The organism is Miniimonas arenae, from assembly GCF_006351005.1.
GTDB classification, from domain to species: Bacteria; Actinomycetota; Actinomycetes; order Actinomycetales; family Beutenbergiaceae; genus Miniimonas; species Miniimonas arenae.
Map to the genome: position 1 here is coordinate 1 of NZ_VENP01000050.1, position 23,185 is coordinate 23,185.

Here is a 23,185-nt window from a genome sequence, read left to right on the forward strand (position 1 = left end):
CATCCCCGCTCGCGCGGGGAGCACGCGGGCCGCACCTGGGCGGGGTTCGATGCGATCGGGCCATCCCCGCTCGCGCGGGGAGCACCTCGTCCTCCTCGCCGACGCCATGCGGGCATGGGGGCCATCCCCGCTCGCGCGGGGAGCACGCGCAGGCGCAGCTCGACGACGCGTTCGCCCGGGGGCCATCCCCGCTCGCGCGGGGAGCACACTCAGCCGCGGGAACGGCGACGAGGCGATCGAGCGGGCCATCCCCGCTCGCGCGGGGAGCACCGCGGCACCCCGGGCGCGCCGTCGAGGCCGGCCGGGCCATCCCCGCTCGCGCGGGGAGCACCCCACGGCGTCGGCCGGGGACACGGTGGAGGACGGGCCATCCCCGCTCGCGCGGGGAGCACTGCCCTTGTGGAAGTTGGGCTTCCCGAACACGGGGGCCATCCCCGCTCGCGCGGGGAGCACGGTCTGAATGACGTGCTCGCGGAGGTCTCCGGCGGGCCATCCCCGCTCGCGCGGGGAGCACAGTCGGTCCGAGATCGCCAGGTGCCCGAAAGTGGGGCCATCCCCGCTCGCGCGGGGAGCACCGCACGGGGGTCGCGAAGAGCGCCGACGAGGCGGGGCCATCCCCGCTCGCGCGGGGAGCACCCCTACGTCCACGACGCGCTGCACCTGAACACGGGGCCATCCCCGCTCGCGCGGGGAGCACATCACTCGCCTGGACAACGTCGCCGCGTCGGGGGGGCCATCCCCGCTCGCGCGGGGAGCACGCGACCCCGCCGTCGAGGGTGTTCGCGCCGTCCGGGCCATCCCCGCTCGCGCGGGGAGCACGCGATCCGGTGGCATGCGAGGTTGCGCCATCCGGGGCCATCCCCGCTCGCGCGGGGAGCACTCCCCACTGGCGGGCGCCCGGGTGACGTCGGCGGGGCCATCCCCGCTCGCGCGGGGAGCACACCCCCGCCCAGGCTGCCGTCCGGCACCTGGGCGGGCCATCCCCGCTCGCGCGGGGAGCACCGCGTGCTGCGGGTGCTCGCGCAGGGCGACGAGGGGCCATCCCCGCTCGCGCGGGGAGCACCGGTGGGGCGGCAGTGATGGGCCGACGGACCTGGGGCCATCCCCGCTCGCGCGGGGAGCACCTCGCCGGACAGCGGGAGTGGTCCTCGAAGGCGGGGCCATCCCCGCTCGCGCGGGGAGCACCTGGCTCGAGGTGCAAGCCGTGCTTCGCTGCGGGGGCCATCCCCGCTCGCGCGGGGAGCACCCCACCGCCCGCGAGACCCGCGACCTCGACCCCGGGCCATCCCCGCTCGCGCGGGGAGCACCGGGTCTGTGGAGTCCAGCTGGTGCGCAAGAGGGGGCCATCCCCGCTCGCGCGGGGAGCACTCAGCGGCGGCAGCCTTCTTGGTCCGCTTCACCGGGCCATCCCCGCTCGCGCGGGGAGCACGACTCGTTGGCGCCTGCGATGGCCGACGCCGTGGGGCCATCCCCGCTCGCGCGGGGAGCACGGGTTAATCATCTCAGAGCGCGCGTCAGCGACGGGGCCATCCCCGCTCGCGCGGGGAGCACGCGGCGAGTCCAGCGGGTCATGCGAGGAGCCCCGGGCCATCCCCGCTCGCGCGGGGAGCACAGCTTGAATCCGTACCAGTGAGTAAACCCGCCCGGGCCATCCCCGCTCGCGCGGGGAGCACTCCACGAGGCGAGTCTGCGCGGTAGACAGCGGCGGGCCATCCCCGCTCGCGCGGGGAGCACAGTCCCACAACAACAGCGACGAGCCACTTGTTGGGGCCATCCCCGCTCGCGCGGGGAGCACCTCAGACGGTCACAGCGTCCGCGGAGAACACCAGGGCCATCCCCGCTCGCGCGGGGAGCACTTGCTTCAACTTCCGTCGTTCGATGTAGAGAGGGGGCCATCCCCGCTCGCGCGGGGAGCACTGCTCCTGATCGACCGGGAGGCCGGCGACTAGGGGGCCATCCCCGCTCGCGCGGGGAGCACGCGACCTGAATGTTCCGCTGGGCCGTCTCCATCGGGCCATCCCCGCTCGCGCGGGGAGCACACTTGCTGACCTGCGACCTTACTTCGCGGCCGCTCCGCGCGCGATCACTTCCCAGCGCGCGGACCCCGCAGTCGCCGCTCGGCGTAGCTCCAGTTTCGGGGGGCGGTCCCTGCAGCCGAAGAGTCGACGCGGACCGACGCTCGCGATGCAGGGCCCGATCTAGCGGCGTCCGCCCCGCGCCGTTCGTCGTGGGGCCGCAGCATCAGGCTGATCCCGTCGTAGTCGACCGTGTGCCACTCGTGGTTGTGGACACGGAAGTCGAGGCCTTGCTCGTTCCTCGCGGAGTGAACGAGGATCGCTCTTCCCCGCCCGACGCCGTCGACGACGCGCTCCCACAGCAGGTCGCGCACCCTCGCGGAGACCTTTCCCACGAAGACTCCGGGCGCGATCTCGATGAGCCACCGGGTGAGCACGCCACGCAAGGAAGGCGGGACAGCGGTGAGCACCAGCACGATCACCAGTCGACCAGCTCGTCCTCGATGCCCTGCCCATAGTTCGTGCCGCCGCTGACCGTTCCCGATCCCCCGTCCCACAGCGCCACCACGTTGCGCCACTCGTCGTCGATGGCCGCCTCAGCGTCGCTCAGGATCAACCGGCGAACGTCGGCAACGCACCGCTCGAGCACCTTCGCCTCGACCATCGCGTCACGCATGGATCGCCGAGCGTGCGCGGCGACGTCGCTCGGCTGGGCTGCCACGACGTCGAAAGCCACGGGGATGGACGTTTCCGCCTTGTAGAGATCCGCGACATCGTGGACGAGCGCGAGGTCACCGCCCGTGTGCACGAACCCCAGGCCGGGAGCGCATCCCAGCGCGACGAGCACGGCGTGCACGACGCCGTAGAGCGCGCTGTTGGCGGCCGAGAGAGCCTTGTTCACATCATCGGAGGCGTCGAAGTCATCGGGGCGGTAGTCGCGACGGTTCCAGGGCACGCCGGTGCGCACAGACTCCTGGCGGTAGATGCGCCGCACGCGTGCCCCCTCACGTCCGCGGAGCTGCTGCATCGTGAGCTGAGAGACGTCTTCGTCCGGGAAGCGCATCTCGTACATCCGACGAGCGACGGCGAGGCGCCGTCGGGTGTTCGTCACGAGACGAGCCTGAGCCTCCACCATTCGACTCGACCGTGTGAGCCCACGCCCCGCTGCGTAGAACCGCACACCGCGCTCCCCCACCCACACCGCGCTGGTCCCCGAGTCCGCGATGAGCATCACCGCGTGATGTGTGACGCGACATCCCGGCCCGATGAGCAGGCACGTCAGCTGTGCTGCCGGCACGTGAACGACGCCGTGATCGCTCGTGAGCGTGATCGCAGAGTCCTTCCGACTGACCAGCGCGTGCTCGACGTACAAGAACGTGATGCGCTCCGCGACGCGAACGAGCTCCTGGGGCGTCGGCGGCCGCGCGCCCGGAATGTTCATGTCACGGACGGTGGGAGTCGGAGGGAGCCAGCGTCAGCAGCCCGCACCCGTACGCCTTCGCGTGGCCGAAGCCAGTCACCAGTCGCCGACGGAGCTCGCCCTCGTCCGTCACCGTGAGCTCGCCCTCGAACACGGCGGTGCCAATCGTCACCTTGCGTCCCTGACGCCCGAATGTGAGCACGGCCCGCTCGACGATCTCCACCGAGGGCGCGTCGTCGTCACCGACCGAGATGCCCCAACCCTGCGCGCGCTCCGTGAACCATTTCAGCTGCTGGGTCGCCGTCACGTGGGAGAGCCGCGTGGTCCGCTGCGGCTCGGGCTCACCCGAGCGACCCGGCATCCGGACGTTGTGCACGGGATTCGCAGTGAGCCGGAAGGCGAACTGACGTCCGTTCCGCACGGCGTCCAGCACGACGGCGTAGTCCCGAGTCTCCCACCCTCCCGCCAGCGGCCATCCGTACTCCTCGACGAACGACGTCGGGTCCGGCGCGACGTCACTCACGAGGTAGAGGAACACGCCCTGGGTGGTCCGGTCGACTCGCCACAGCGGACGCTCGGGAGGTGCCGTGGGCGCGAAGCAGCTTCCGACGGCACCGTGCATGAAGTGTGGAGAGCCCAGGACTCGGTGGGAGCCGCGGCGACGGGGGTTGATGGCGATCCTGGTGAAGTACGTGCTCATCGCGGCAGCCACCAGTCCGTCGGCGAGTGGGTGGTGACTCGCCGCTCCCTGCTCCGGCCACCCGACCGGGCGCTCGGCGCGGGGTGGACGTCCGGAGGCGAAGTCTCCGCCCGCGCCGTGCCCCCGTCCGCACCACCCGCAACGCACCACTCGCGCACGACGGCGCGAGAGGTGAACCGTCGGTGGCTGGGGTCGTACGTGACCGGGGTGTCGGCAACGAACCCTGTGGCGGACTCGCTCTCCTCGGCGTCGCGCACGATCTCGACCCGGTGCTCGCCGTCGCGCAGCTTCCTGCGGTACCACGGCGACGCCTCCCACTCCGCGGCGACGAGCGCCTCCCGCAGCGGCAGCGCTGTCGTGCCGATCACGAGCGGGCGGCTCGGCGGGCACGAGCGTCGACCGAGGTAGAGCGGGAACGAGGGCTGCCTGACGACCTGGGCGAGCCGTCGGACGAGCGCGTCGGGACCCTCCACAGCAGCGACGAACACCGCGTCACCCAGGTAGAACCGGTAGGTGAGCGGGAGCGAGTAGCTCTCGTCGAACGCGCGTGCTGTCTGAAAGTCCCGCACCGCCGCTCCTGGCTGGTCGCAACGCACGCCGAACTTCAGCCCGAGCAGGTCCTCGATGTCGTCCGTGCGTCGTCGCCCGTCCGCAGCGGCCAGCAGCCCGAGGACTGCACTCTTCGACGGCTGTGGGTCGGTGAAGCGGTACGCGAACTTCGACGAGGTGCCCCATGCCTGGAGCGGCCCCGCGAGGCGGAGCAGGAGGGTCGTCACACGGACTCCCTGACCCGCGCGACGGCACCGTGCGCGACGGCGTCCGGAAGCTGCGCGAACGGAAGTCGCTCGCCGAGCCCGGCCAGCGAGTCCCCGGCCGCGCCCACTCCGACCACCCACGTCGCCACCGGATCGACTCCGTAGGCCTCGGACGTGTCGGTGGCCCAGTCCCGCAACGCCGCGGCGGCCGGCACCACGTAGCCGGTCCTCGACTCGATCGGAGTCTCGAACGCGCCCACGTACGACACAGGCTGGTCTTCGCGGATGCTCACGACCACCGCCTCGGGCAACGTCCGGTTGCCGAACGTGTTGATCTTCCCGGTCGGCATCGACGTGACGAACGCCTGAAGGAACGCGGCGATCCCGCGCTCTGTCATCTCGGCGTCGCCCAGCGCCTCCGCGAGATGCACGGCGTCGATGCTCGCGTACCGGTACAGCGTCGCGGACGTGAACTCGACCGTCCCGATCATTCCTGCCCCGGCGTCGGCCGCTCCGTCCGTGTCATCGGCGCCGACCTTCAGGTCGTCCACCGCTGTGAAGTAGTCGAACTCCGAGTCCGCAGCGTGGACCGACAGGGCGTGCGCCACCTGGCAGGTGGCGTCCACGTTCAGGTCGGTGTCGTTGGCGACCATGCGGCCGAACAGAGCAAGGTCGAGGGAGTTGCCCTGCTGCAGGATCCTCTTGGCCGCACGCTTCCCCTCGGCCGACTTCAGGTCGGCCAGAGCGCCGGTGATCTCACCGCCGGCCGACTCGAGTGCGGCGCGAGCGAGACCGGCGAGAGCCTGCGCCTGCTGCCAGGACACCAGGACGAGGAACTCGGTCTCCTGACGTGTTCCCTTCCGGGCCTTGGTCAGCTTGAGCCCGGAGGACAGCACGGCCTCGGTCGCGAGGGGCTCCGCGTCCTCCGAGGAGACGCCCGACGCGACGAGGTCCTCGGTGACCATGTCCACCACTCTCTTGGTGCGGACCCCGAGATCACTCGCCTCGAGCAGGTCGTCGAACGCCTTCCGAGTGGCTCGCTTCCAGGCCTGCGAGGACACGCGGGCGCGCTTCACACCGCCGTAGCGCGCGCTCTTCGGGCTTCCTGTGTCGTCGCGGTTGACACAGCTCGGCGGAACGGTCTGCAGGATGTGCACGTCGATGAAGGTCCTGGTCATGTCACTCCTTGGTCGCGGTGGTCGAGAGAGCAGTCGGGGTGTCCTCGCCGGTGGCGGTCGAGCCGGGGAGCGTGATCTCGCCGAACCCAGCGGCAGCGCGATACTGCCGGGCCCACCGAAGCCGTGTCCTGTTCTGTCCGTGCACCGACCAGAGGTCGGCGAGGTCCTCGGCGAGCAGTCCGTAGTCCAGGCCGATGTCCTCAGCACGCAGCAGCTGAACAAGTCCTCGTAGATGGCCGGCCGACTCCGCGGAGGTCGGCGCCGTGACCATGGCGTCGAACCGGCGCCGCACGCCCTCGGACTCGCCGTCGGGGCCCCGCCGCGCCCACGCGGCACGCGCGAAGGCGATCCCGGGCGCCGTGCCGTCGACGTGTGCGCCTTCGACCCGGCCCTGCCGGTGCAGCGCGAACAGGGTCATGGCGTGGTGCGCGGCCAGCTCCGCTGCGCTCGGCTCGTCGCTGCGTGGGTCGAACGCACTGTCAGGGACGAGGCCCAGCGTGTCGCTCCAGACCTGCGGATCGGCGCCGGGTTCGGCACCGACGGCACGTCGCAGCACGGCGAGTGTCGCCACGGCGCTCGGCACGTTCTCGTTGCTGAGACGCTGGAGAAGGCGTGTCCGGTCGGCCACCGCGTGACCGAGCGCTGTGCGGCGGGGCGTGGGCTGCGGGGGGCGAGCGCCCTTCGGTGACTGCGTCACGCCGTCGGGCGTTCTCTCGGTCACGACTCCTCCTCGGTGAGTAGTGGGGCGGGCGCTGAGCCGACGTGTGCGTAGGTCTCGCCACGCGCCGGCCACGCATGAGGGAGCGCGGCGCCGAGTCCGCGTTGGAACCGCCGGTAGACGGCTCCGACGTCGTCACGCTTGCCCGCACCGCCGAACCCGAGCCAGGCCTTGTCGGGTGCGCTCGCCACAAGCGTGTGGCCGATCCCCGCGAGCGTCTGCCACGCAAGGCGGTGCCAAGCGCCTTGCGCAAGGAGAGGTTCGTCGACGGAGTGCGCGAGCGTCTCGACCAGCCATCGCCGGTACGGCTCGTCCAGCGCCGACCATCCGCTCTCGAATGCGCGCTCGCCTGGGCCGACGGCCTCGTCACGCCCGGCCCCGGCTGCCGTCGCCAGTCCACGCGCCAGCCGCGCGAGCGCGATCACGCCCTGGTTCGCGGCATGGACAGCGTCGAGTGCGACGCCGCGCAGCGCATGCGCCTGGCGATCGAGCACCGCGGCAGGCAGATCCAGAGAGTCTTCGACGACCTCGTCGATGACTGACTCCTGCGCCCCGTACACCGCTCCCACCGCTCGGTAGCGCACCACCCGATCCGGAAGCAGCCCCGACCCCACCAGACTCGCCGCATGCTCGACGAGGAGAGTTGGCTTATCCTCGTCGGCGCCGCGCATGTTCTCGCGAGGCACGACGGCGGCAAGGCCACGCCACAACGCAACCCCTTCTCGATGCTTACGGGGCATCTGCACCGAGTACTTGCACTTCGCTGTCTGCGGTTTGGAGTACCGCCACAGCGACATGGGCTCCAGATCGGTCACGCCTTGACGCTCCTGGATCAGGAATCGGTCACCGTACGTGACCAGAACCCCGGTCACCCCGTCGGGTCCGCCCCGCAGGAGGGCCCGGCGGGACTGCCACGTGTAGAGGTCCACCGGACCGGTCGGGCGCTGCAGAAGGTCAGGCGTCGGCTCCAGGGCGGCGACCGGACGCTCCCAGGGCGGCAGGTCTCGAGCTCGGGTCTCGGGATCGAGGCGCACGGCCCAGAGGTTCAGCAGGAGGGTCTGCTGGATCGTCCCACCCAGCAGGTGCACGAGACCCAGCTGGCCGGTCCAGGCCACGCCCTCCGGGTACACCCTTCCGCCGTTCGCGCGCGGGTGCCCCACGACGCCGGTCTTGATCCCGGACGGATCGAACGCCTGAAGGTGCACGAGCCAGCGAGCCGCCTCCGCGGGCGTGATGAGACGCGCGGCCGTGGCCGAACGCGAGGTGAGAAAAGGCTTGCCTGCCGGCATGTCGAGAATGAGCTTGTTCAGCTCGGAGAACTCGCCTTTCGTGGTGTGCATTCCGGCGACCTGGAAGAAGGGCGCGAACGGGTCGAACAGATCGAACCGGCTCGCGTGGCTCTCCAGGTAGCCCAGCACGGCAGGGACGACCGTCGAGTCCCATTCGTCGTCCAGCCTCTCGAGGACCTCGGGCACGTCGTCCGCGCGCTCGGGATACTCGTCGTCGAGTGCACGCTGAAGGATCGCCAGGCAGAGGCGGAGAACCGCGACGTCCTGCGTAGCCAGCTCTCCGGAGAGCGTGCGGAACGAACCGGCCTCCTCGAAAAGCTGCTGGAGCGAGACCTCCCGCGACCTGCCCCGGTTGTCGAGCACCGCCATCCACTGTTGCGTGACAAGGCTGAACGCGCCCCCGCCGCTCACCACTGAACCCCCAGCCCGACCTCGTCGTGGTACGTCACTTGGAATGGACCGAGTGTTCCACAATTGCTCTCGTCCAGCAGGAGAATGAGCTGCCCACCGAGCACCGCATCTCGCTGCCAGGCGCTGAAATAGTTCCGCGACAGATCGTTCAGCACCCGGTCCGTCCACTCCGGCCGCGACGTCACGACAGCTGGCACGCGCACCATGGAGCGAGCCAGCAGCCGCACGACGTCGCGCTCCGGCACCCGGTCGGTCGGGATCCGCCGCGTGTCGCCCAGGTGGGGCAGGAACGAGAGCCCGTCGACGGCGTAGCGCAGCAGGACCACCTCGAACCCACCGTCGGATCGCCGCACCTGGCGCGCGACGTCCGTTGACGTCTCCGCCTCGCCGACCGAGACCGAGAGCGTCCCGATCAGGCTCCGGCGCTTCCCCGGCCCGACCAGACGATAGACACCGGCGGCCGACACGAGGGCGGCCTGCTCGGTCTCTGCCCTCGACCTCGCGGCATCGAGCGCGAGCTGCCATACCGGGGGGCCCACCGGCTCGTCGCTGTAGCAGCGACGCACGAGGCTCGGCACGTCACTCGGAAGGGTGACGTGACCGCCCGCGGCGACGATCTCGTCGAGTAGCGCTGCACTGCGCAGCAGCCGGTACTCCCCGTAGACGTACGCGGAGCCGCGGTCGACCTCCGGGACATCCCCTCTCTCGCGCGGTGCGACGCCCGTGACGAGGCAACGGGGCGTCTGCGCCGCCGTCGGGCGCGTGCGCTCGAGGTGTCGATGCACCCGCCCCACCCGCTGCAGGATCAGGTCGATCGGCGCGAGATCGGTGACAAGGAGATCGAAGTCGATGTCGAGTGACTGCTCGGCCACCTGGGTAGCGACGACGATCCGACCCGAGCGATCGCCGTCGCCCCTCCCGAAGGTGCTCCGCAGCCAGTCGTCCTTGCGTAGCCGGTCGAACCCGATGAACCGCGAGTGGGCGAGGGTCACCGCCTCACCCCAGACCGGCTGCAGCGCGCGGTAGGTCTCCACCGCGCGACGCACCGTGTTGCGGATGACGAGCACGCAGCCCCCGGCCGTGACGACGGGCTCGATCTCGCGGACGAGATGGTCGACGTCGTCGGTGAGCCATGCCATCGACACCGGGCGCGGGGTTCCTGGGTCGGCCGACCGCTGCGTGACGCAGGCCGCGCTCAGCGCCGTGACGAGCGGGTACGCGTCGTGAACGGGCACCTGCGGAAGCTCGCCGAACGTCTCGCGCCGCTCGTGGGACGGCGGGACCCATCGACGGCCGTTCTCATACGCGTCCACGAGGCGCTGGCGCTGATCCGGGGGGAGCGTGGCAGACATCGCGATGACGGGGACGCCGTAGCGGCCCAGCCACTCGAGAGCGCGCTCGAGGTAGACGAACATCCAGGTGTCGGCCGCATGCACCTCGTCGAGGACGACTACTTGACGAGCGAGGCCGAGGTGCCGCAGCACCACGTGTCGCGACCGGAGCGCCGCGAGGAGCTCGTGGTCGATGGTTCCGACGACGGTGTCGGCGAACGCAGCCTTCTTGCGGCCGCTCGTCCAGTAGTGGGCGACGGCGGTGCCGTCCATGGTTCTGCGCCCGTCCCACAGCGGGGCGCTGGGCTCGTCGCGTCCGACGTCGAGGATGTGGGAGCCCTCGAGCGGCGCCTCCTCCGGGACGCTCGCGGCGATTGAGTTGGTCTCGTCGCGCCGGGATCGCCGCGGCAGACCCCGGTAGGTGTCGTTGAGGCCGGCGTTTCCGTGCCGCAGCGCGATGTTGCGGTCACCCCGGTCGAGTCCGGGCACGTTCTGCCACCAGACGAGGACGCGGTCCAGCATGGCGTCCGCGGTCGCCCGGGTGGGTAGACCGTAGAAGACTCCCGAACAGCCGAACTTCGCGGCGAAGACCTCCGCGGCGAGCAGGGAGGCCTCGGTCTTTCCGCCCCCCATGACGGCCTCGATGAGGAGGAGCCCGGGTTCCGCCATGCCGCGGGCCGCCTCCAGCACCGCCTGCTGCAGCCGGTTCGCCTCGTAGTCGACGCCGAACCGGGCGCGCAGCAGGGCGGTCGCGTCTGCGGTCAGCGCCTCGGTGGTGGGCAGCCACCGTTCTGGGAAACCAAACTCGCGCCAGGCACGAGCGGCCCGCTCGGTGGGATCGCCTTGGCAATGGGTGCCGATGGGGACGAGCGGGAAGAGGTCCGCGTTCGAGGCGATCCAGTCGGCCATCACGACGAGGGCGGTCAGCAGGATCTGGCTCGCGTCGGAGAGTCGAACGGTCGCCAGGGAGTCGAGAGCAGCCTCCAGACCTAGAGTCTGCACGACGTCCTCGACGAGCTCTACGCGCGCCTCCCGCCAGGCGCCGTCGCCCAGCAGATGGGCGCGATCGAAGACGTCGTTCAGTTCCGACTTGGTCGGCGGAACGCCGTGATGGCCTCCGATGATCACGGCGAAAGCCTCAGCGCTGACCTTGTCGACGCCTCGCCCGATCAGCATCTGCTCGACGAGGTGATGGCCCGCGACGGAGTGTGGGAGATCGCGCGAGTGCGCGCTGTCGTAGCCGGCGGGCCAGCGATAGCCCTGGCGTTCGAGCTCGATCCGCAAGGGTTCGACCTGGCCCGCGAAGGCCGGTGTCCCCTTGCCGATGTCGTGAAGGCTCGCGGCAAGCACGGCGACCTCGCGCGCGGCCGTGTCATCGCCGGCGGCGTCGGCGGCGATGACACGGCGAACTGGTGCGCCCGCCCAGTCCCAGAGCAGGCGCATGACGGCGGCGGTGTCGGTGAGGTGCGTCCACAGTGACGACCACCGCCACGGGCCACCGTCCTCGGGCCTCAGCGACTTGGCCCAGAGGTGGTGATAGGCCCCCGCGCGTGCTGACGTCGTCGTCACGAGCGAGAGGCTAGTGGCGGACCGGGCCCGACGCGCGGCTAAGAGCGCCGCGCACAGTTCACGCGCAAGCGTCGGGCATCACGCGACCGTGTGCAGCTCGAAGCGGAGCCCGAGGGCCCGGGTCACCTTGAGGATCGTCGACCAGGTGGGAATGCCGTCCCCAGTGAGTGCCTTGTACAGCCCGTCGCGACTCACGCCGACCCGACGAGCAAGCTCACTCATGTTCCGAGAGCGAGCGATGATTCCCAGAGCGTGGGGCAGCGCTGTGGGGTCCTCGTCGGAGTCCTCGAGGGCGGCCCGAAGGAACGCCGCCACGTCGTCGAGACTCTCGAGATAGTCCGCCGCGTCAAAGGCCCGGCTCTTCTCACGTGCGTTCACGTGCACTCCTCGGGCGCCTCGGCGGCACACACCATATCGACCGACTACCAGAGAATCGGCTGGCATCGCCGCGAGTCGCCGGACTGGCGGATCCGTGTCTTTCGGGAGCTCGCCCGCCTCGACCGCCCGGTGAGATGCCGACTGTAGTCGACACCTCATCGGGCGCTGCGGAGAAGATCTCGCGAACGACAGAAAACCTCTCGCAGGCTCCCGGGATCCTCTCGCGAACGACAGAAACCCTCTCGCGAACGACAGAAACCCTCCCGCGGACCGGAACCTCAGCACAGCCGGCAGGGCGATCCTGCCGAAATCCTGAGGGAACGCTGCTCCTTCGCCGGGTGGCCGCTGAGGGCCGCTCCCTAGCGTTCAGAGCACACCGCAGACACGAGCTCGTGGCTAGCGGGGGGGACCACCAGCACGCCGGGTCAGCCGGCCTACCGAAAGTGTCGTGATGATCAAGCTCCGCAAGAAGAACACCGTCGCCATCCTCGCCGGCGTGGCCGTCGCCGCCGCCGTCACCGCGTCCGCCGCATCGCTCGGTGGCCTCACCACGCAGTGGATCGGCGCCAACAGCAACGTCGTCGCCTCGCCCGTCACCGGCGGCGTCGACGTCACCTGGGACACCGCCTACGACGCGAGCCTCGGTGCCTACGTCGTCTCCGGCTTCGAGCTCACCACGGCCGACGCCACCGAGACGTTGCCCGTCGGCGCCGAGGTCAAGCTCACGCTCGACCTCACCGACGGCACGCCGCAGGAGTTCACGGGCGAGGTCACCGCCGACCACACGGTCGACCTGGACGCCACGCTGCCCGTCATCTCGGCGCACGACGTCGAGGGCGTCTCGGTGGTCGTGACCGGCGGCGGCACCGCCAACGGCGACACCGCGCGCGACTGACGCACCGCAGACACGCCAGCACCACCACGCCAGCACCACCACGCCAGCACCGCGACGGCACCGGGGAGGGACCGTGACCACGCAGCACACGCTCGAGACGCTCGACCCGGTCGACGCACTCGACGCGCCCGCTGACCCCGTCACGGACACGCACCACGCCGACCACTCCGCCGCCCCCGACACCACGGGGCGCGGCGGGGTGGCGCGGCGGCTGCGGTCGGCGGCCGGCTGGCTGCTGATCGCCGTCGCCGCGGTGCTGCTCTGGCCCGCGCAGTGGGGCGGCCTCACCGGCCTGACCGTCGTGAGCGGCCACTCGATGGAGCCGACCTTCCACACCGGCGACCTCGTCGTCACCTGGCGCGCCAGCGGCTACGAGGTCGGCGACATCGTCTCCTACACCGTGCCGGCGGACCAGGCCGGCGCAGGCGGCCGCGTGATCCACCGCGTGAGCTCCGTCGAGCTCGTCGACGGCGAGACCGTCTACACCACGCGCGGCGACAACAACCCCGCCGACGACCCGTGGACCCTCACCTCCGCCGACGTCACCGGCACGGTCCTCGTGCACGTGCCCGGCGTCGGCGCCCTCGTCGGCACCAGCCTGCTGCCGCTGATCGCCGCCGGCGCGCTGGGCGGCGTCGTCACCGTCCTGCTCTGGCCCACGCGCCCCGAGGACGACGAGCCCGCCGCCGACGGCGAGCCCACCGACACCGACGGCGAGCCCACCGCATGACTCGCCCCGCCCGACGCGCCGCCGCGTTCGCGGCGGCGTTTGCCGTGGTCGGCGCGCTCTCCCTCGGCCTCGCCCTGCCGGCCTCCGCGGTCGCGAGCGTCTCGCCCGCCCCGTGCGCCGGGACGCCCCTGCGCTCGAGCTTCGCCAGCCACTACGTCGACGGCCGCTACGAGCTTGCCTCGGTGACGCTCGACGGCCTGCAGGCGTGCGCCCAGGCGGACGCCCGCGTGACGATCACATCGGCGTCGGGCGACGAGTGGGTCGTCGAGACCGTGGTGCCCGCCGACGCCCTGGTGCTCGACGTCCGGACGCTCGAGGTTCCGACCGCCCAGGTGGACGGGCTCGGCGTCACCCTCACCGCCTTCACGACGACGGACCCGCCCGTCACGGCTCCCCCGGTCGGGGCCGACGCCGGCTCCGCCGCGGCCGACGCCGGCTCCGCCGCCACCGCCGGTGTCGCGGCCGCCCGCACCGGCCTCCTCGCGACCACGGGCGCCCCCACCCTCTCCTTCGCAGCCGCCGCCCTGGGGCTGCTCCTGCTCGGCGTGCTGCTGCGCCGCCGGGCCGACCGCGAGGACCGCAACAATGTCTGAGACCCGTCGCCCCACCCGCAGCCGGGCCGCCCTCGTCGGCGCGGCGGGGCTCGGGCTGCTCGGGCTGCTCGGCTCGCTCACGTTCTCCTCCGCGGCCGCCCTCGGCGGCCTCGCCACCGAGGACCTCGGTGCCGCCGACGGCGATCCTCACCTCCTCGACGACGTCACGCTGGCCTGGACGCCCGAGTGGTCCGACGGCGCCTGGCGCCTCGCGGACCTCACCGTCACCGCCGACGCGGACCGCGGCTTCCACACCGGCGACATCGTCGAGGTGACCCTGGCCGGCGACGCGGACTGCGAGCTCGCGACCCAGGTGACCGGTGCCGAAGCCGACGTCCGGTTCGACCGCGCCACTCTCGCCGACGCGTGCGGCGCCCTGCCGGCACTGGCCGCGACACGGGCGTCGCCGTCGCCGTCACCGGCACCGACGACGTCACGGAGGTCACCGACCTCGGCCCGCTGCGCGGATCCGTCGCGGGCTTCACCGGCGACGGCGTGCTCACGACCGACGCGACCGTCACCTCCGCGGACGACGGGATATCCGCCGTCGTCGCCGTGCTCCCGGCCGATGCCGGCCTGTCCGCCGCCGACCTCGACGGTGCGACCGTCACCGCCGTGCTGACGGACGAGGACGGGGCGGACCCGACCACGTACGCCACGACGGCGAGCGTGACGTCCGACGGCGAGCTCACCTCGGTCTCGGCCGACCTGTCGGGCGCGGGCTGGGTCGTGGACGAGCCGTCACTCGTGCACCTCGCCGTCAGCGTGCCGCAGGTGCTGGCCCCGACCGGCGCGGCCGGCGTGGTGCTGGCCGAGGCGACGGCGTCGCCCGAGGGCACGGATCCGGTGGACCCGACCGACCCCACCAGTCCGACCGACCCGGTCGACCCGACGGACCCCACCGACCCGGTGGACCCCACCGACCCGGTGGACCCCACCGTCCCGACCGACCCGAAGGGTCCCACCGTCCCGACCGGGACGACGGACGGCCTCGACGCCGTCGCCGTCAGCGCGGGCATCGCGTACTCGCGGCCCATGCCGTGGACCGGCGAGCAGACCAACAACCTCACCTTCTGCCACTCGTTCACCGTCACCAACACCACGGGTGCGGCGCTCGAGGACTGGACGGTCACGTTCGACACCGACCTCGCGCCGATGTGGGGCCTCAACCCCACCGCCGGCACCGTCTCGCTGAGCAACATCGCGACGCGCAGCTTCGACGCGTCCACCGGACTGTGGGTCGTCGGCGGGTCCAACGAGTGGGCCAAGCGGATCGAGGCCGGCGGGAGCCGCACGGTGCAGTTCTGCGCGACGTCGGTGCCCACCCCGGCCGCCAACCCGGACCTGTTCGACGTGGCCGTCCGCGTCGTCGCCCACAACGACTGGTACGTCACGTTCGAGGTCACGGTGACCTCGGCGAGCCAGTACTACGTGCCCTGGAAGGAGGAGGTCGACCTCGCCCAGCTCGTCTGCGGGACGAGCCTCACGAACCACCCGCTCTCCTTCCAGCTGGTGACGGCGACACCCGTGGCCGGAAGCGGAACGAGCTACGTCATCGAGGGCACGCGGGGCAACACCCAGCTCGTCTCGGTCAACCACCCGCGGACGTTCACGTTCGCCTCGTACAGCCCCGGAGCCGGCTGGCAGCTCCCCTGCGGTGGCTGACCACCGCCCGAGTGCCGGCGACGTACGGGACGCGGGCTCGCCGTCGTCCGCGTTCCGGACGGTGTTCTGGGATATCGTGACGGAGGCCCGGGACGGGCCGCGAGAACGTCTGCACCTGGAGGGCGACCCGATGCCCCTCACCGCCGAGACCGCCGTGGTGATCGAGGACGACGAGGACATCCGCAACCTCATCGCGCTCGTGCTCGAGCAGGCGGGCTACACCGTGCACACCGCCGGTAACGGCCCGGACGGGCTCGCGCTCGTCGCAGCGCACCAGCCGGTCGTCGCCACCGTCGACGTCAACATGCCCGGCATGGACGGCTTCGAGGCCGCCAAGCGGATCCGCGCGATCAGTCCGGCGTACGTCGTCATGATCACCGCCCGGACCGACGAGATCGACACGGTGCAGGGGCTGCAGTCCGGCGCCGACGATTACGTCACCAAGCCGTTCCGGCCACGCGAGCTGCGCGCCCGGATCGAGGCGATGCGTCGGCGCCCGCGGATGCCTGTGGCCACGGCGACGGTCGACGTGCCGCCGGCCGGCGCCCCGGCGCCCGACGTCCCGACGGGGAGCCCCGCCTCCGCAGCGCCGTCGGGACGTCGGAGCCGTGCAGCCGGCCCAGCACCTGCCGCGCCAGCCGGTCCGCCACGCGCATCGCCGCAGCGCCGGTCGCCTGCGTATGACAGATGAGCACGCGAGCGCCACCGTCGGCCCCGAGCAGCGTCGCCGCCGGCGCCGTCTCGCGCACGACGGCGTGCAGGTCGTCGACCAGCCGCCTCGCCTGCGCCCCGCCGAAGGCCGCCCCGACCTCGCCGAGGCCGTCGAGCTGCAGGGCGATCACGGCGGTGCTGCCGCGCTGCGGCTGCGCGCGCTCGATCACCGCGGCGACGACGCGCACGAACGAGGGGCGGTCGAGGAACCCGTCGTGGCTCAGGACGAGCACGGACGCGCTGCGCGCGGTCGAGGCCGACTGGTACTGGATCCGCAGCACGACCATCGAGGTGGCGGCCGCGATCGTGAGCACGATCGTCGCGATCGAGGTGCTCGCGGTGCCGAACCACTCGACGAACAGCGCCGAGCTCGGCCCGGCCACCACGAACACCATCGTGCGCATCGCGTAGTACAGCGCCACGGCACCGAAGACGAGCGTGAGCGTCGTCGCGGCCGGGAACTCGGCCATCGGCCGACGGCGCGCCTCGCGGCACGCGAGCCCGGCGAGCGCGGCCATGCTCCCGAGCATCACGCTCGCACCCGCCCAGGCTCCGCCGTCGGGCCCGGGGACGATCGCGGCGACGAAGGTGCCGCCGACGGCGAGCACCAGCACCCAGATCGCTCGCGTGAGGTCCGGGCCGTTGAACCGACGGCAGCCCAGCCAGAGCAGGCCGATGCTGGCGACGAACGAGGCGTTGCCCACGGCCACCGCGATCCACCCGTCGGGGGTCACGGTCCAGACGAGGTAGGCGAACGCCGTGAGGGTGCCGCACGCGAACGCCACCGCCCACAGCCGGGCGGCCGCGTTGCCTGCGTACCCGACCGTGTCCACGAGGTAGAGCGCCGCGCACACCGTCACGACCAGGGCCGTGACCGCGCTCTGGTCTCCGGGTCGAGCACGTTCATGGCTGCTCTCCGTCCTCGGTCGGGTACGCGGGCTGGTACTCGGGCTGGTTCTTGGTCTGGGTATCGGTCTGGGTCTCTGCCGGGCCCTCGGTGGGGGCGCGCAGCGGCAGGCGCACCACGAAGGTCGCACCGGTGCCCGGGCTGCTGCTCGCGGTGATCTCGCCGCCGTGGGCTCGCACGATGTCTCGGCTGATCGCCAGCCCGAGGCCGCTGCCCGTGGTCGAGGACATCCGCACGCCGTCGGAACGGAAGAAGCGGTCGAACACCCGGGGCAGGTCGACGTCGGCGATGCCGGGGCCGTCGTCACGCACCACGACCCAGGCGTGCCCGCCCTCGGCGGTGCAACCCACCTCGACGTGGCCGCCCTCGCGCCCGTACTTGATCGCGTTGCCGAGGAGGTTGTCGACCACCTGCCGGATCCGGTGGGAGTCGACGACCGCCGTCGTGGGATCGACGCCGGAGGTGTCGACGGAGACCTCGCGGGCGGCGGCGCGGGGCTGCGCGGACTCGACGGCGGCGCGCACCACCTGAGCCAGGTCGGTCGACTCCGGACGGATCCGCAGGTCGAGGCCCATCCGCGACGTCGCGGACTCCGAGAGCACGTCGGTCACCAGCGCGAGCAGCCGTTCGGCGTTGCGCTCGGCGACGCCGAGACTGCGACGGGTGGAGTCGGAGAGCGCGGGGTCGCCGGACGCGAGGTCGAGGTAGCCGAGGATCGACGTCAGGGGCGTGCGCAGCTCGTGCGAGACCGAGTCGACGAGGTCCGCGCGCGAGCGCAGCGCGAGCATCTCGTCGGTGACGTCGCGCGTGACGACGATCCGGCCCTCGCCCGTCGCCCCGACCTCGCTGCGCGCCGTCGACATCAGCGCGCGCCGCTACGGCGACCCCGGCTCGCCGTACCAGACCAGGGCGCCCTCGAAGGTCTCCCCGCGCAGTGCCCGAGCCGTGGGGAGGTCGTCGGGATCGAGCGCCGTGAAGCCGTCCGGCCCGTAGGCGTCCGGGCCGGCCTCCGCGAAGGCGGCCTCGAGCCGCTGCTGGGCGTCGTTGGACAGCGTGACCGTGCCCTCGGCGTCGAACCCCACCACCCCGAAGTCGACGGCGTCGAGCACGTCGGTGACGAGCGCCTCCTGGCGGTGCGCGCGCGCCATCGCGGCACGCAGCGCGACGGACTGGCGTTCCAGCAGGGTGCGCTGCGAGCTCGTGAGGCGTCCGACGACGGTCGTGACGGCGGCGAGCACCGCGACGGTGGCCGGGAACACGAGCGCCAGGTCGAGGCTCACCGGGCCCGAGTTGACGACCCCCTGGCCCCAGTACGTGAGGCTCACGAACGCGACCGACAGGCAGGCGCCCGCCGTGCCGAACACCCACGCCGCCCACATGACCGGGAACGTCCACAGCAGGCCGAGCCCGGACGGCGGACTCGCCTCACGGAGGAACCCGACCGCGACGACGTCGAGCAGCTGGACGACGGCGAGCAGCACGACGGGCGCTCGACCCCAGGGCGCGAGCATCGCGAGGGCCGTGGCGACGGCACCGATCATCAGCCCCCACACGAGCATCGCCGGCTCGGGTGCGGTGCTGGCGACCGCCACGAGGCCCGCGCTCACGACCATCGCGCCGGCGAGGAGGAGCTGGATCGACCGGATCGTGCTCGGCAGGATGGTTCGGGCGCCGGCGCCCCACCGGCGCGGTACCGCCGTCGGGGCGCTGATCGGGCTCGTGAGCGGGTCCGTGATCGGCCTCGTGATCGGGTCCGTGATCGGGTCCGGCGCGCTCGCGTTCGCGCGGGGACGGGCGGGGGCCATGCTGCGACGTTAGCGAGCCGGCGAGTGCCGCGCAGGATCATCGGGTTCGAGCACGGCCGCCACCGCCCGGCACGCGAGTGCGGCAGGATCGGACCATGACCGAGCCGGCCGCGACCCCCTCGACACCGAGCCCCGCAGCACGCGACTTCCGCAACCTCTACCGGCACGGGTTCGCGCGCGTCGCCGCCGCCACCGTGCCGGTCCGGATCGCCGACCCGGCCACCAACGCGACCGCCGTGATCGCCGAGGCGAGGCGCCGCGCGGACGAGGGCTGCGCCGTCGTGCTCTTCCCCGAGCTGTGCCTGACCGGCTACGCGATCGACGACCTCGTCCTCGCCGACGCCGTGCTGGACGCGACCGAGCGCGCCGTCGCCACGATCGCGCGGGCGTCGGCCGACCTGCTGCCGGTCCTCGTGGTCGGCGCGCCGCTGCGGAAGGGCAACCGGATCTACAACAGCGCCGTGGTGATCCACCGCGGTCGCGTGCTCGGCGTCGTGCCGAAGTCGGCGCTACCGAACTACCGCGAGTTCTACGAGCGCCGCTGGTACGCGCCCGGCGACGACCAGCGCGGCGGCACGATCTGGCTGCGCGGGCTCGCAGCGGGACCCGACGAGGCGCCCGACGGCGGGCCCGACCTCGGCACGCCCGTCCCGTTCGGTCCGGACCTCCTCTTCGACGTGCTCGACGTGCCCGGCCTGGTCGTGCACGTGGAGGTCTGCGAGGACATGTGGGTGCCGATCCCGCCGAGCGCCGAGGGGGCGCTCGCGGGCGCGACCGTGCTGCTCAACCTGTCCGGCTCCCCCATCACGATCGGCCGCGCCGACGACCGGCACCTGCTCTGCCGGGCCGCGTCCTTCCGCTGCATGGCCGCGTACGCGTACGCCGCCGCCGGCGTCGGGGAGTCGAGCAACGATCTGTCCTGGGACGGGCAGACGATGATCTACGAGAACGGCGACCTGCTCGCCGAGACCGAGCGCTTCCCCCACGGTGCGCGGGCCAGCGTGGCCGACGTCGACGTCGCGCGGCTGCGCACCGACCGGCTGCGGCAGGGCTCGTTCGACGACAACCGCCGCACCCACGCGGACCGCATCGCGCAGTTCCGCACGATCCCGCTCACGCTCGACCCGCCGTCGGGCGACCTGGGGCTGCGCCGCGCCGTCGACCGCTTCCCCTTCGTGCCCGACGACGCCGCGCGCCTCGCGCAGGACTGCTACGAGGCGTTCAACATCCAGGTCTCCGGGCTCGAGCAGCGGATGCGCGAGATCGGCCTGCCGACGCTCGTCATCGGCGTCTCCGGCGGCCTCGACTCCACGCATGCGCTCCTGGTCTGCGCGCAGGCGTGCGACCGGCTCGGCCTGCCGCGCAGCCACGTGCTCGCGTACACGCTGCCGGGGTTCGCGACGTCGGACCACACCAAGTCCAACGCGTGGGCCCTCGGGCGCGCGCTGGGGGTGACGTTCGACGAGCTCGACATCCGCCCCGCGGCCACCGAGATGCTGCGCCGGATGGGCCACCCGTTCGGCGCGGGCGAGCCCGTCTACGACGTCACCTTCGAGAACGTCCAGGCCGGCCTGCGCACCGACTACCTGTTCCGGATCGCGAACCAGCGCGGCGGGATCGTGGTCGGCACCGGCGACCTGTCCGAGCTCGCGCTCGGCTGGTGCACGTACGGCGTCGGGGACCAGATGTCGCACTACGCGGTCAACACCGGCGTGCCCAAGACCCTCATGCAGCACCTCATCCGCTGGGTCATCAGCACCGAGCAGTTCGACGGCGAGACCGACGCCGTGCTGCAGTCCGTGCTCGACACCGAGATCACCCCCGAGCTCGTCCCCACGGGCGAGGACGGCAAGGTCCAGTCGACCGAGTCGACCATCGGGCCGTACGCGCTGCACGACTTCGCGCTGTTCCACACGCTGCGCGCGGGCGCGCTGCCGTCCCGGATCGCGTTCCTCGCCGAGCAGGCGTGGGCCGACCCCGACCGCGGCGCCTGGCCGCCGGGGTTCCCCGAGGAGGGCCGACCCGCCTACGCGCTGCCGGAGATCGCGCGCTGGCTCGAGGTCTTCCTGCGCCGCTACTTTGCGTTCGCGCAGTTCAAGCGGTCCGCGATCCCCAACGGGCCCAAGGTGTCCAAGGGCGGGTCGCTCTCGCCGCGCGGGGACTGGCGCGCGCCGTCGGACGGGAACGCCGACGTGTGGCTCGCCGAGCTGCGGGCGGCGCTCGAGGGCGTGATCGACGCGCCTCGCTCTCCGAGCGCGTAGCGCGATGCCCGACGGCGAAGCCCGGGCCGGGCACGACGGCCTCGCCGAGGCGCTTCTCGCCTCGCCCGCGGGACGGCGCATGCTCGCGCACTACGCCGAGGTCACGAGCGTGCCGGGGTGGTGGCAGCACCGGCCCGACCGCCCTGGCACGTCGACCGTGTTCGCCGTGTTCGTGCCGACGTCCGAGGTGGACGACGCCGACGTCGCCGACGACGTCGCCGACGAGGGGAGACCGTTCGTCCCACCGCCGCCCGAGCCCTGGCCGACGATCGTCGAGGGGGTGGCTCGTCGTTGCCGCGACGTCGCCGCCCAGCCGGTCGACCAGGCGCGGCTGTGCGGGGCTGTCGCCCGCAGCGTCGACTTCACGATGCCGTGGCAGGAGGTCGATGCCGACGACGAGCTGACCGCGCGGGCCGAGGTCCGGGCCGCGCTGCGGCCCGTCGCGGAGGTGATCGTCGCCTCACCGGCGGCCGAGGGGTGGACCCGGCCGCTCGCCGTCGGCGACCAACGGGTGACGCTGTTCCACGACGATCAGGACGGCAGCGTGCCCGCGCTTGCGCTTTCCGGGCTGGACGCGTGGGCCCAGGCGTGGCACGCGGCCACCGCGGGCGCTCCGTCGGTGTCCGAGGACGCGCTCGCGGAGCTCGCGCGCTCGAACGAGAGCGGCGCGTGGTGGTCCACGCCGACCGGGCCGTTCATGTGCGCGGGAGAGGAGCCCCCGCCGCACCCGACCGCAGCACCGCGCACGACGCCGTCGTCGCGCTGGGGCGAGCACCTGCTCGGGGCGAGCGAGCTCGCGTGGATCGAGGACTCGTTCAGCTGGCGCGAGGCGACACTCGTTCCTGTGACGCCGCGACGCACCCCGCGGGTCTTCGAGGTGACCGGGCCTGACGCCTGGGCCGAGCTCGTGCGCCGCTTCCCGCTCGACGTCACGCTCGCCCGCGCCCCCGACTGGTACCGCCACACGGGGCGGATCGGTCGCTGGGCAGTGCCCGACTGGCGCGCCGCTCGCCAGGAGTACGACGCCGTCCACGTCACGATGGCGGGCTACCTCACCACGGTGGGGCTCGCCGTCGAGGTCGGCGACCGTGACGGTGACGGCGGGGACGGCGTCGCGAGCGTGCTGGCCGGGTGGGCGCCCGACCTGTGCGTGTGGCTCACGGACGTGCTGGAGGAGTCGGGGCCGCGCGAGCGGTGGGTCCGAGGCGACGTCGACGACCGCGACCACGGCTGGCGGCGGGCCGAGGCGTGAGGCGAGCTCGCCGTCGGACGATCGAGCCGCGGCGGCGCGACGGCTGACCTACTGCCGGGGCAGGGCTGGCAGCACGTCCGTGTGGCTGAAGTCGTCGCCGGCGTACAGCAGCGGAGAACCCGCGACGACGGCGACCGCGTAGCTCATGGCGTCCCCGTAGTTCAGCCGAGCAGGGGATCCGGAGCCCCGGCCAAAGCGGAACCACGCGCTGCGAGCCTCCTGCGCATGTTCCTGCGTGAACGGCACGACGACGGCGCCGACGGCGGACAACCACGTCTCGAGCGGTCCTCCGGCTCGGACGCTGAGGACGATCCCGCACTCGACAGCGGTCGGCGCACCGATGAGCACCTCGTCGGCGGCCGAGATCACCTCCTCGAACGGCGCGGACTCGGGTTCACCGAGGGCGATCGCCACCACGGCCGAGGTGTCCAGCACTACCACGGCAGACCTGTCTCGGGGTCGTACAGCGCGTCGTCGGGGAGAGCGGGACCGCCGACGCCGGCTCGGAGGTCGGCGGATGCCCGCCTGACGCGCTCGAGTCGCTCTTCCTGCCTCCGAGACTGCTGTGCCACCTCGCGCGCCATCCCCTCCTCCAGCGCTTC

19 protein-coding genes, 1 pseudogene and 1 CRISPR repeat array are annotated in these 23,185 nt (G+C 72.4%); of the genes and pseudogenes, 7 read left to right on the top strand and 13 right to left on the bottom strand.

What is annotated here, in order from left to right:
• Positions 1-57: 57 nt before the first annotated feature.
• A CRISPR array of direct repeats spans positions 58-2,039; the repeat unit is 28 nt; unit sequence GGGCCATCCCCGCTCGCGCGGGGAGCAC.
• 44 nt (positions 2,040-2,083) lie between these two features.
• The 9 genes from cas2e to FH969_RS11805 form a co-directional block, all read right to left on the bottom strand.
• Entirely contained in the window at positions 2,084-2,491 is a 408-nt protein-coding gene (gene cas2e / locus FH969_RS11765; protein ID WP_234417466.1) for a type I-E CRISPR-associated endoribonuclease Cas2e, read from the bottom strand.
• 2 nt (positions 2,492-2,493) lie between these two features.
• The gene (cas1e, locus tag FH969_RS11770) at positions 2,494-3,456 is read right to left on the bottom strand and encodes a type I-E CRISPR-associated endonuclease Cas1e (RefSeq protein ID WP_139987362.1); all 963 of its coding nucleotides are present in this window, start codon (positions 3,454-3,456) and stop codon (positions 2,494-2,496) included.
• Position 3,457: 1 nt separating this feature from the next.
• Positions 3,458-4,135, bottom strand: a complete 678-nt coding sequence (cas6e, locus tag FH969_RS11775) for a type I-E CRISPR-associated protein Cas6/Cse3/CasE (protein WP_139987363.1) — start codon at positions 4,133-4,135, stop codon at positions 3,458-3,460.
• Entirely contained in the window at positions 4,132-4,911 is a 780-nt protein-coding gene (cas5e, locus tag FH969_RS11780) for a type I-E CRISPR-associated protein Cas5/CasD (RefSeq protein ID WP_180359774.1), read from the bottom strand. The genes cas6e and cas5e overlap by 4 nt, the downstream gene beginning before the upstream one ends.
• Positions 4,908-6,068 carry a type I-E CRISPR-associated protein Cas7/Cse4/CasC gene (gene cas7e / locus FH969_RS11785; protein ID WP_139987365.1) on the bottom strand — a complete coding sequence of 387 codons (1,161 nt, stop codon included), beginning with the start codon at positions 6,066-6,068 and terminating at the stop codon, positions 4,908-4,910. The genes cas5e and cas7e overlap by 4 nt, the downstream gene beginning before the upstream one ends.
• Before the next feature lies 1 nt (position 6,069).
• Positions 6,070-6,789, bottom strand: a complete 720-nt coding sequence (gene casB, locus FH969_RS11790) for a type I-E CRISPR-associated protein Cse2/CasB (RefSeq protein ID WP_159096503.1) — start codon at positions 6,787-6,789, stop codon at positions 6,070-6,072.
• Positions 6,786-8,489, bottom strand: coding sequence for a type I-E CRISPR-associated protein Cse1/CasA (gene casA, locus FH969_RS11795; protein WP_281285376.1), 1,704 nt, complete (start codon positions 8,487-8,489; stop codon positions 6,786-6,788). The genes casB and casA overlap by 4 nt, the downstream gene beginning before the upstream one ends.
• On the bottom strand, positions 8,483-11,386 hold the full coding sequence (cas3, locus tag FH969_RS11800; RefSeq protein ID WP_139987367.1) for a CRISPR-associated helicase Cas3': 2,904 nt from the start codon (positions 11,384-11,386) through the stop codon (positions 8,483-8,485). The genes casA and cas3 overlap by 7 nt, the downstream gene beginning before the upstream one ends.
• Before the next feature lie 78 nt (positions 11,387-11,464).
• Complete coding sequence (locus FH969_RS11805; RefSeq protein ID WP_246071907.1) at positions 11,465-11,764, bottom strand: addiction module antidote protein; 300 nt, start codon at positions 11,762-11,764, stop codon at positions 11,465-11,467.
• Positions 11,765-12,212: 448 nt separating this feature from the next.
• Between FH969_RS11805 and FH969_RS11810 the strand changes: the two genes are divergently transcribed.
• The 5 genes and pseudogenes from FH969_RS11810 to FH969_RS15830 all read left to right on the top strand — a co-directional run.
• A complete protein-coding gene (locus FH969_RS11810) occupies positions 12,213-12,659 on the top strand; it encodes a hypothetical protein (RefSeq protein WP_108718909.1) in 447 nt (148 codons plus the stop codon).
• Positions 12,660-12,732: 73 nt separating this feature from the next.
• Positions 12,733-13,389: a signal peptidase I gene (locus tag FH969_RS11815; RefSeq protein WP_139987370.1), complete on the top strand. Its 657-nt coding sequence runs from the start codon at positions 12,733-12,735 to the stop codon at positions 13,387-13,389.
• Entirely contained in the window at positions 13,386-13,982 is a 597-nt protein-coding gene (locus FH969_RS11820) for a hypothetical protein (RefSeq protein ID WP_139987371.1), read from the top strand. Before FH969_RS11815 ends, FH969_RS11820 begins: the two co-directional genes overlap by 4 nt.
• Positions 13,983-14,348: 366 nt before the next feature.
• Positions 14,349-15,647, top strand: coding sequence for a hypothetical protein (locus FH969_RS11825; RefSeq protein ID WP_139987372.1), 1,299 nt, complete (start codon positions 14,349-14,351; stop codon positions 15,645-15,647).
• 130 nt (positions 15,648-15,777) lie between these two features.
• Positions 15,778-16,068 (top strand): annotated as a pseudogene (locus FH969_RS15830) (response regulator); the annotation flags it as partial.
• 16 nt (positions 16,069-16,084) lie between these two features.
• Here the strand turns inward: FH969_RS15830 and FH969_RS15835 are convergent.
• The 3 genes from FH969_RS15835 to FH969_RS11840 are packed head-to-tail and all read right to left on the bottom strand — an operon-like array spanning position 16,085 to position 19,070.
• Positions 16,085-17,218, bottom strand: coding sequence for a hypothetical protein (locus FH969_RS15835; protein WP_246071909.1), 1,134 nt, complete (start codon positions 17,216-17,218; stop codon positions 16,085-16,087).
• Between the two features lie 43 nt (positions 17,219-17,261).
• The gene (locus FH969_RS11835; protein ID WP_139987374.1) at positions 17,262-18,128 is read right to left on the bottom strand and encodes a sensor histidine kinase; all 867 of its coding nucleotides are present in this window, start codon (positions 18,126-18,128) and stop codon (positions 17,262-17,264) included.
• A gap of 12 nt (positions 18,129-18,140) precedes the next feature.
• On the bottom strand, positions 18,141-19,070 hold the full coding sequence (locus tag FH969_RS11840; protein ID WP_139987375.1) for a hypothetical protein: 930 nt from the start codon (positions 19,068-19,070) through the stop codon (positions 18,141-18,143).
• Between the two features lie 95 nt (positions 19,071-19,165).
• Here FH969_RS11840 and FH969_RS11845 point away from each other — a divergent pair, with 95 nt between their 5' ends.
• A complete protein-coding gene (locus FH969_RS11845; RefSeq protein WP_139987376.1) occupies positions 19,166-21,331 on the top strand; it encodes an NAD(+) synthase in 2,166 nt (721 codons plus the stop codon).
• A gap of 4 nt (positions 21,332-21,335) precedes the next feature.
• Positions 21,336-22,583, top strand: a complete 1,248-nt coding sequence (locus FH969_RS11850) for a hypothetical protein (protein WP_139987377.1) — start codon at positions 21,336-21,338, stop codon at positions 22,581-22,583.
• Positions 22,584-22,631: 48 nt separating this feature from the next.
• On the opposite strand, the gene FH969_RS11855 is transcribed toward FH969_RS11850, so the two are convergent.
• Positions 22,632-23,024 carry a type II toxin-antitoxin system VapC family toxin gene (locus FH969_RS11855; RefSeq protein WP_139987378.1) on the bottom strand — a complete coding sequence of 131 codons (393 nt, stop codon included), beginning with the start codon at positions 23,022-23,024 and terminating at the stop codon, positions 22,632-22,634.
• Positions 23,025-23,185 lie beyond the last annotated feature (161 nt).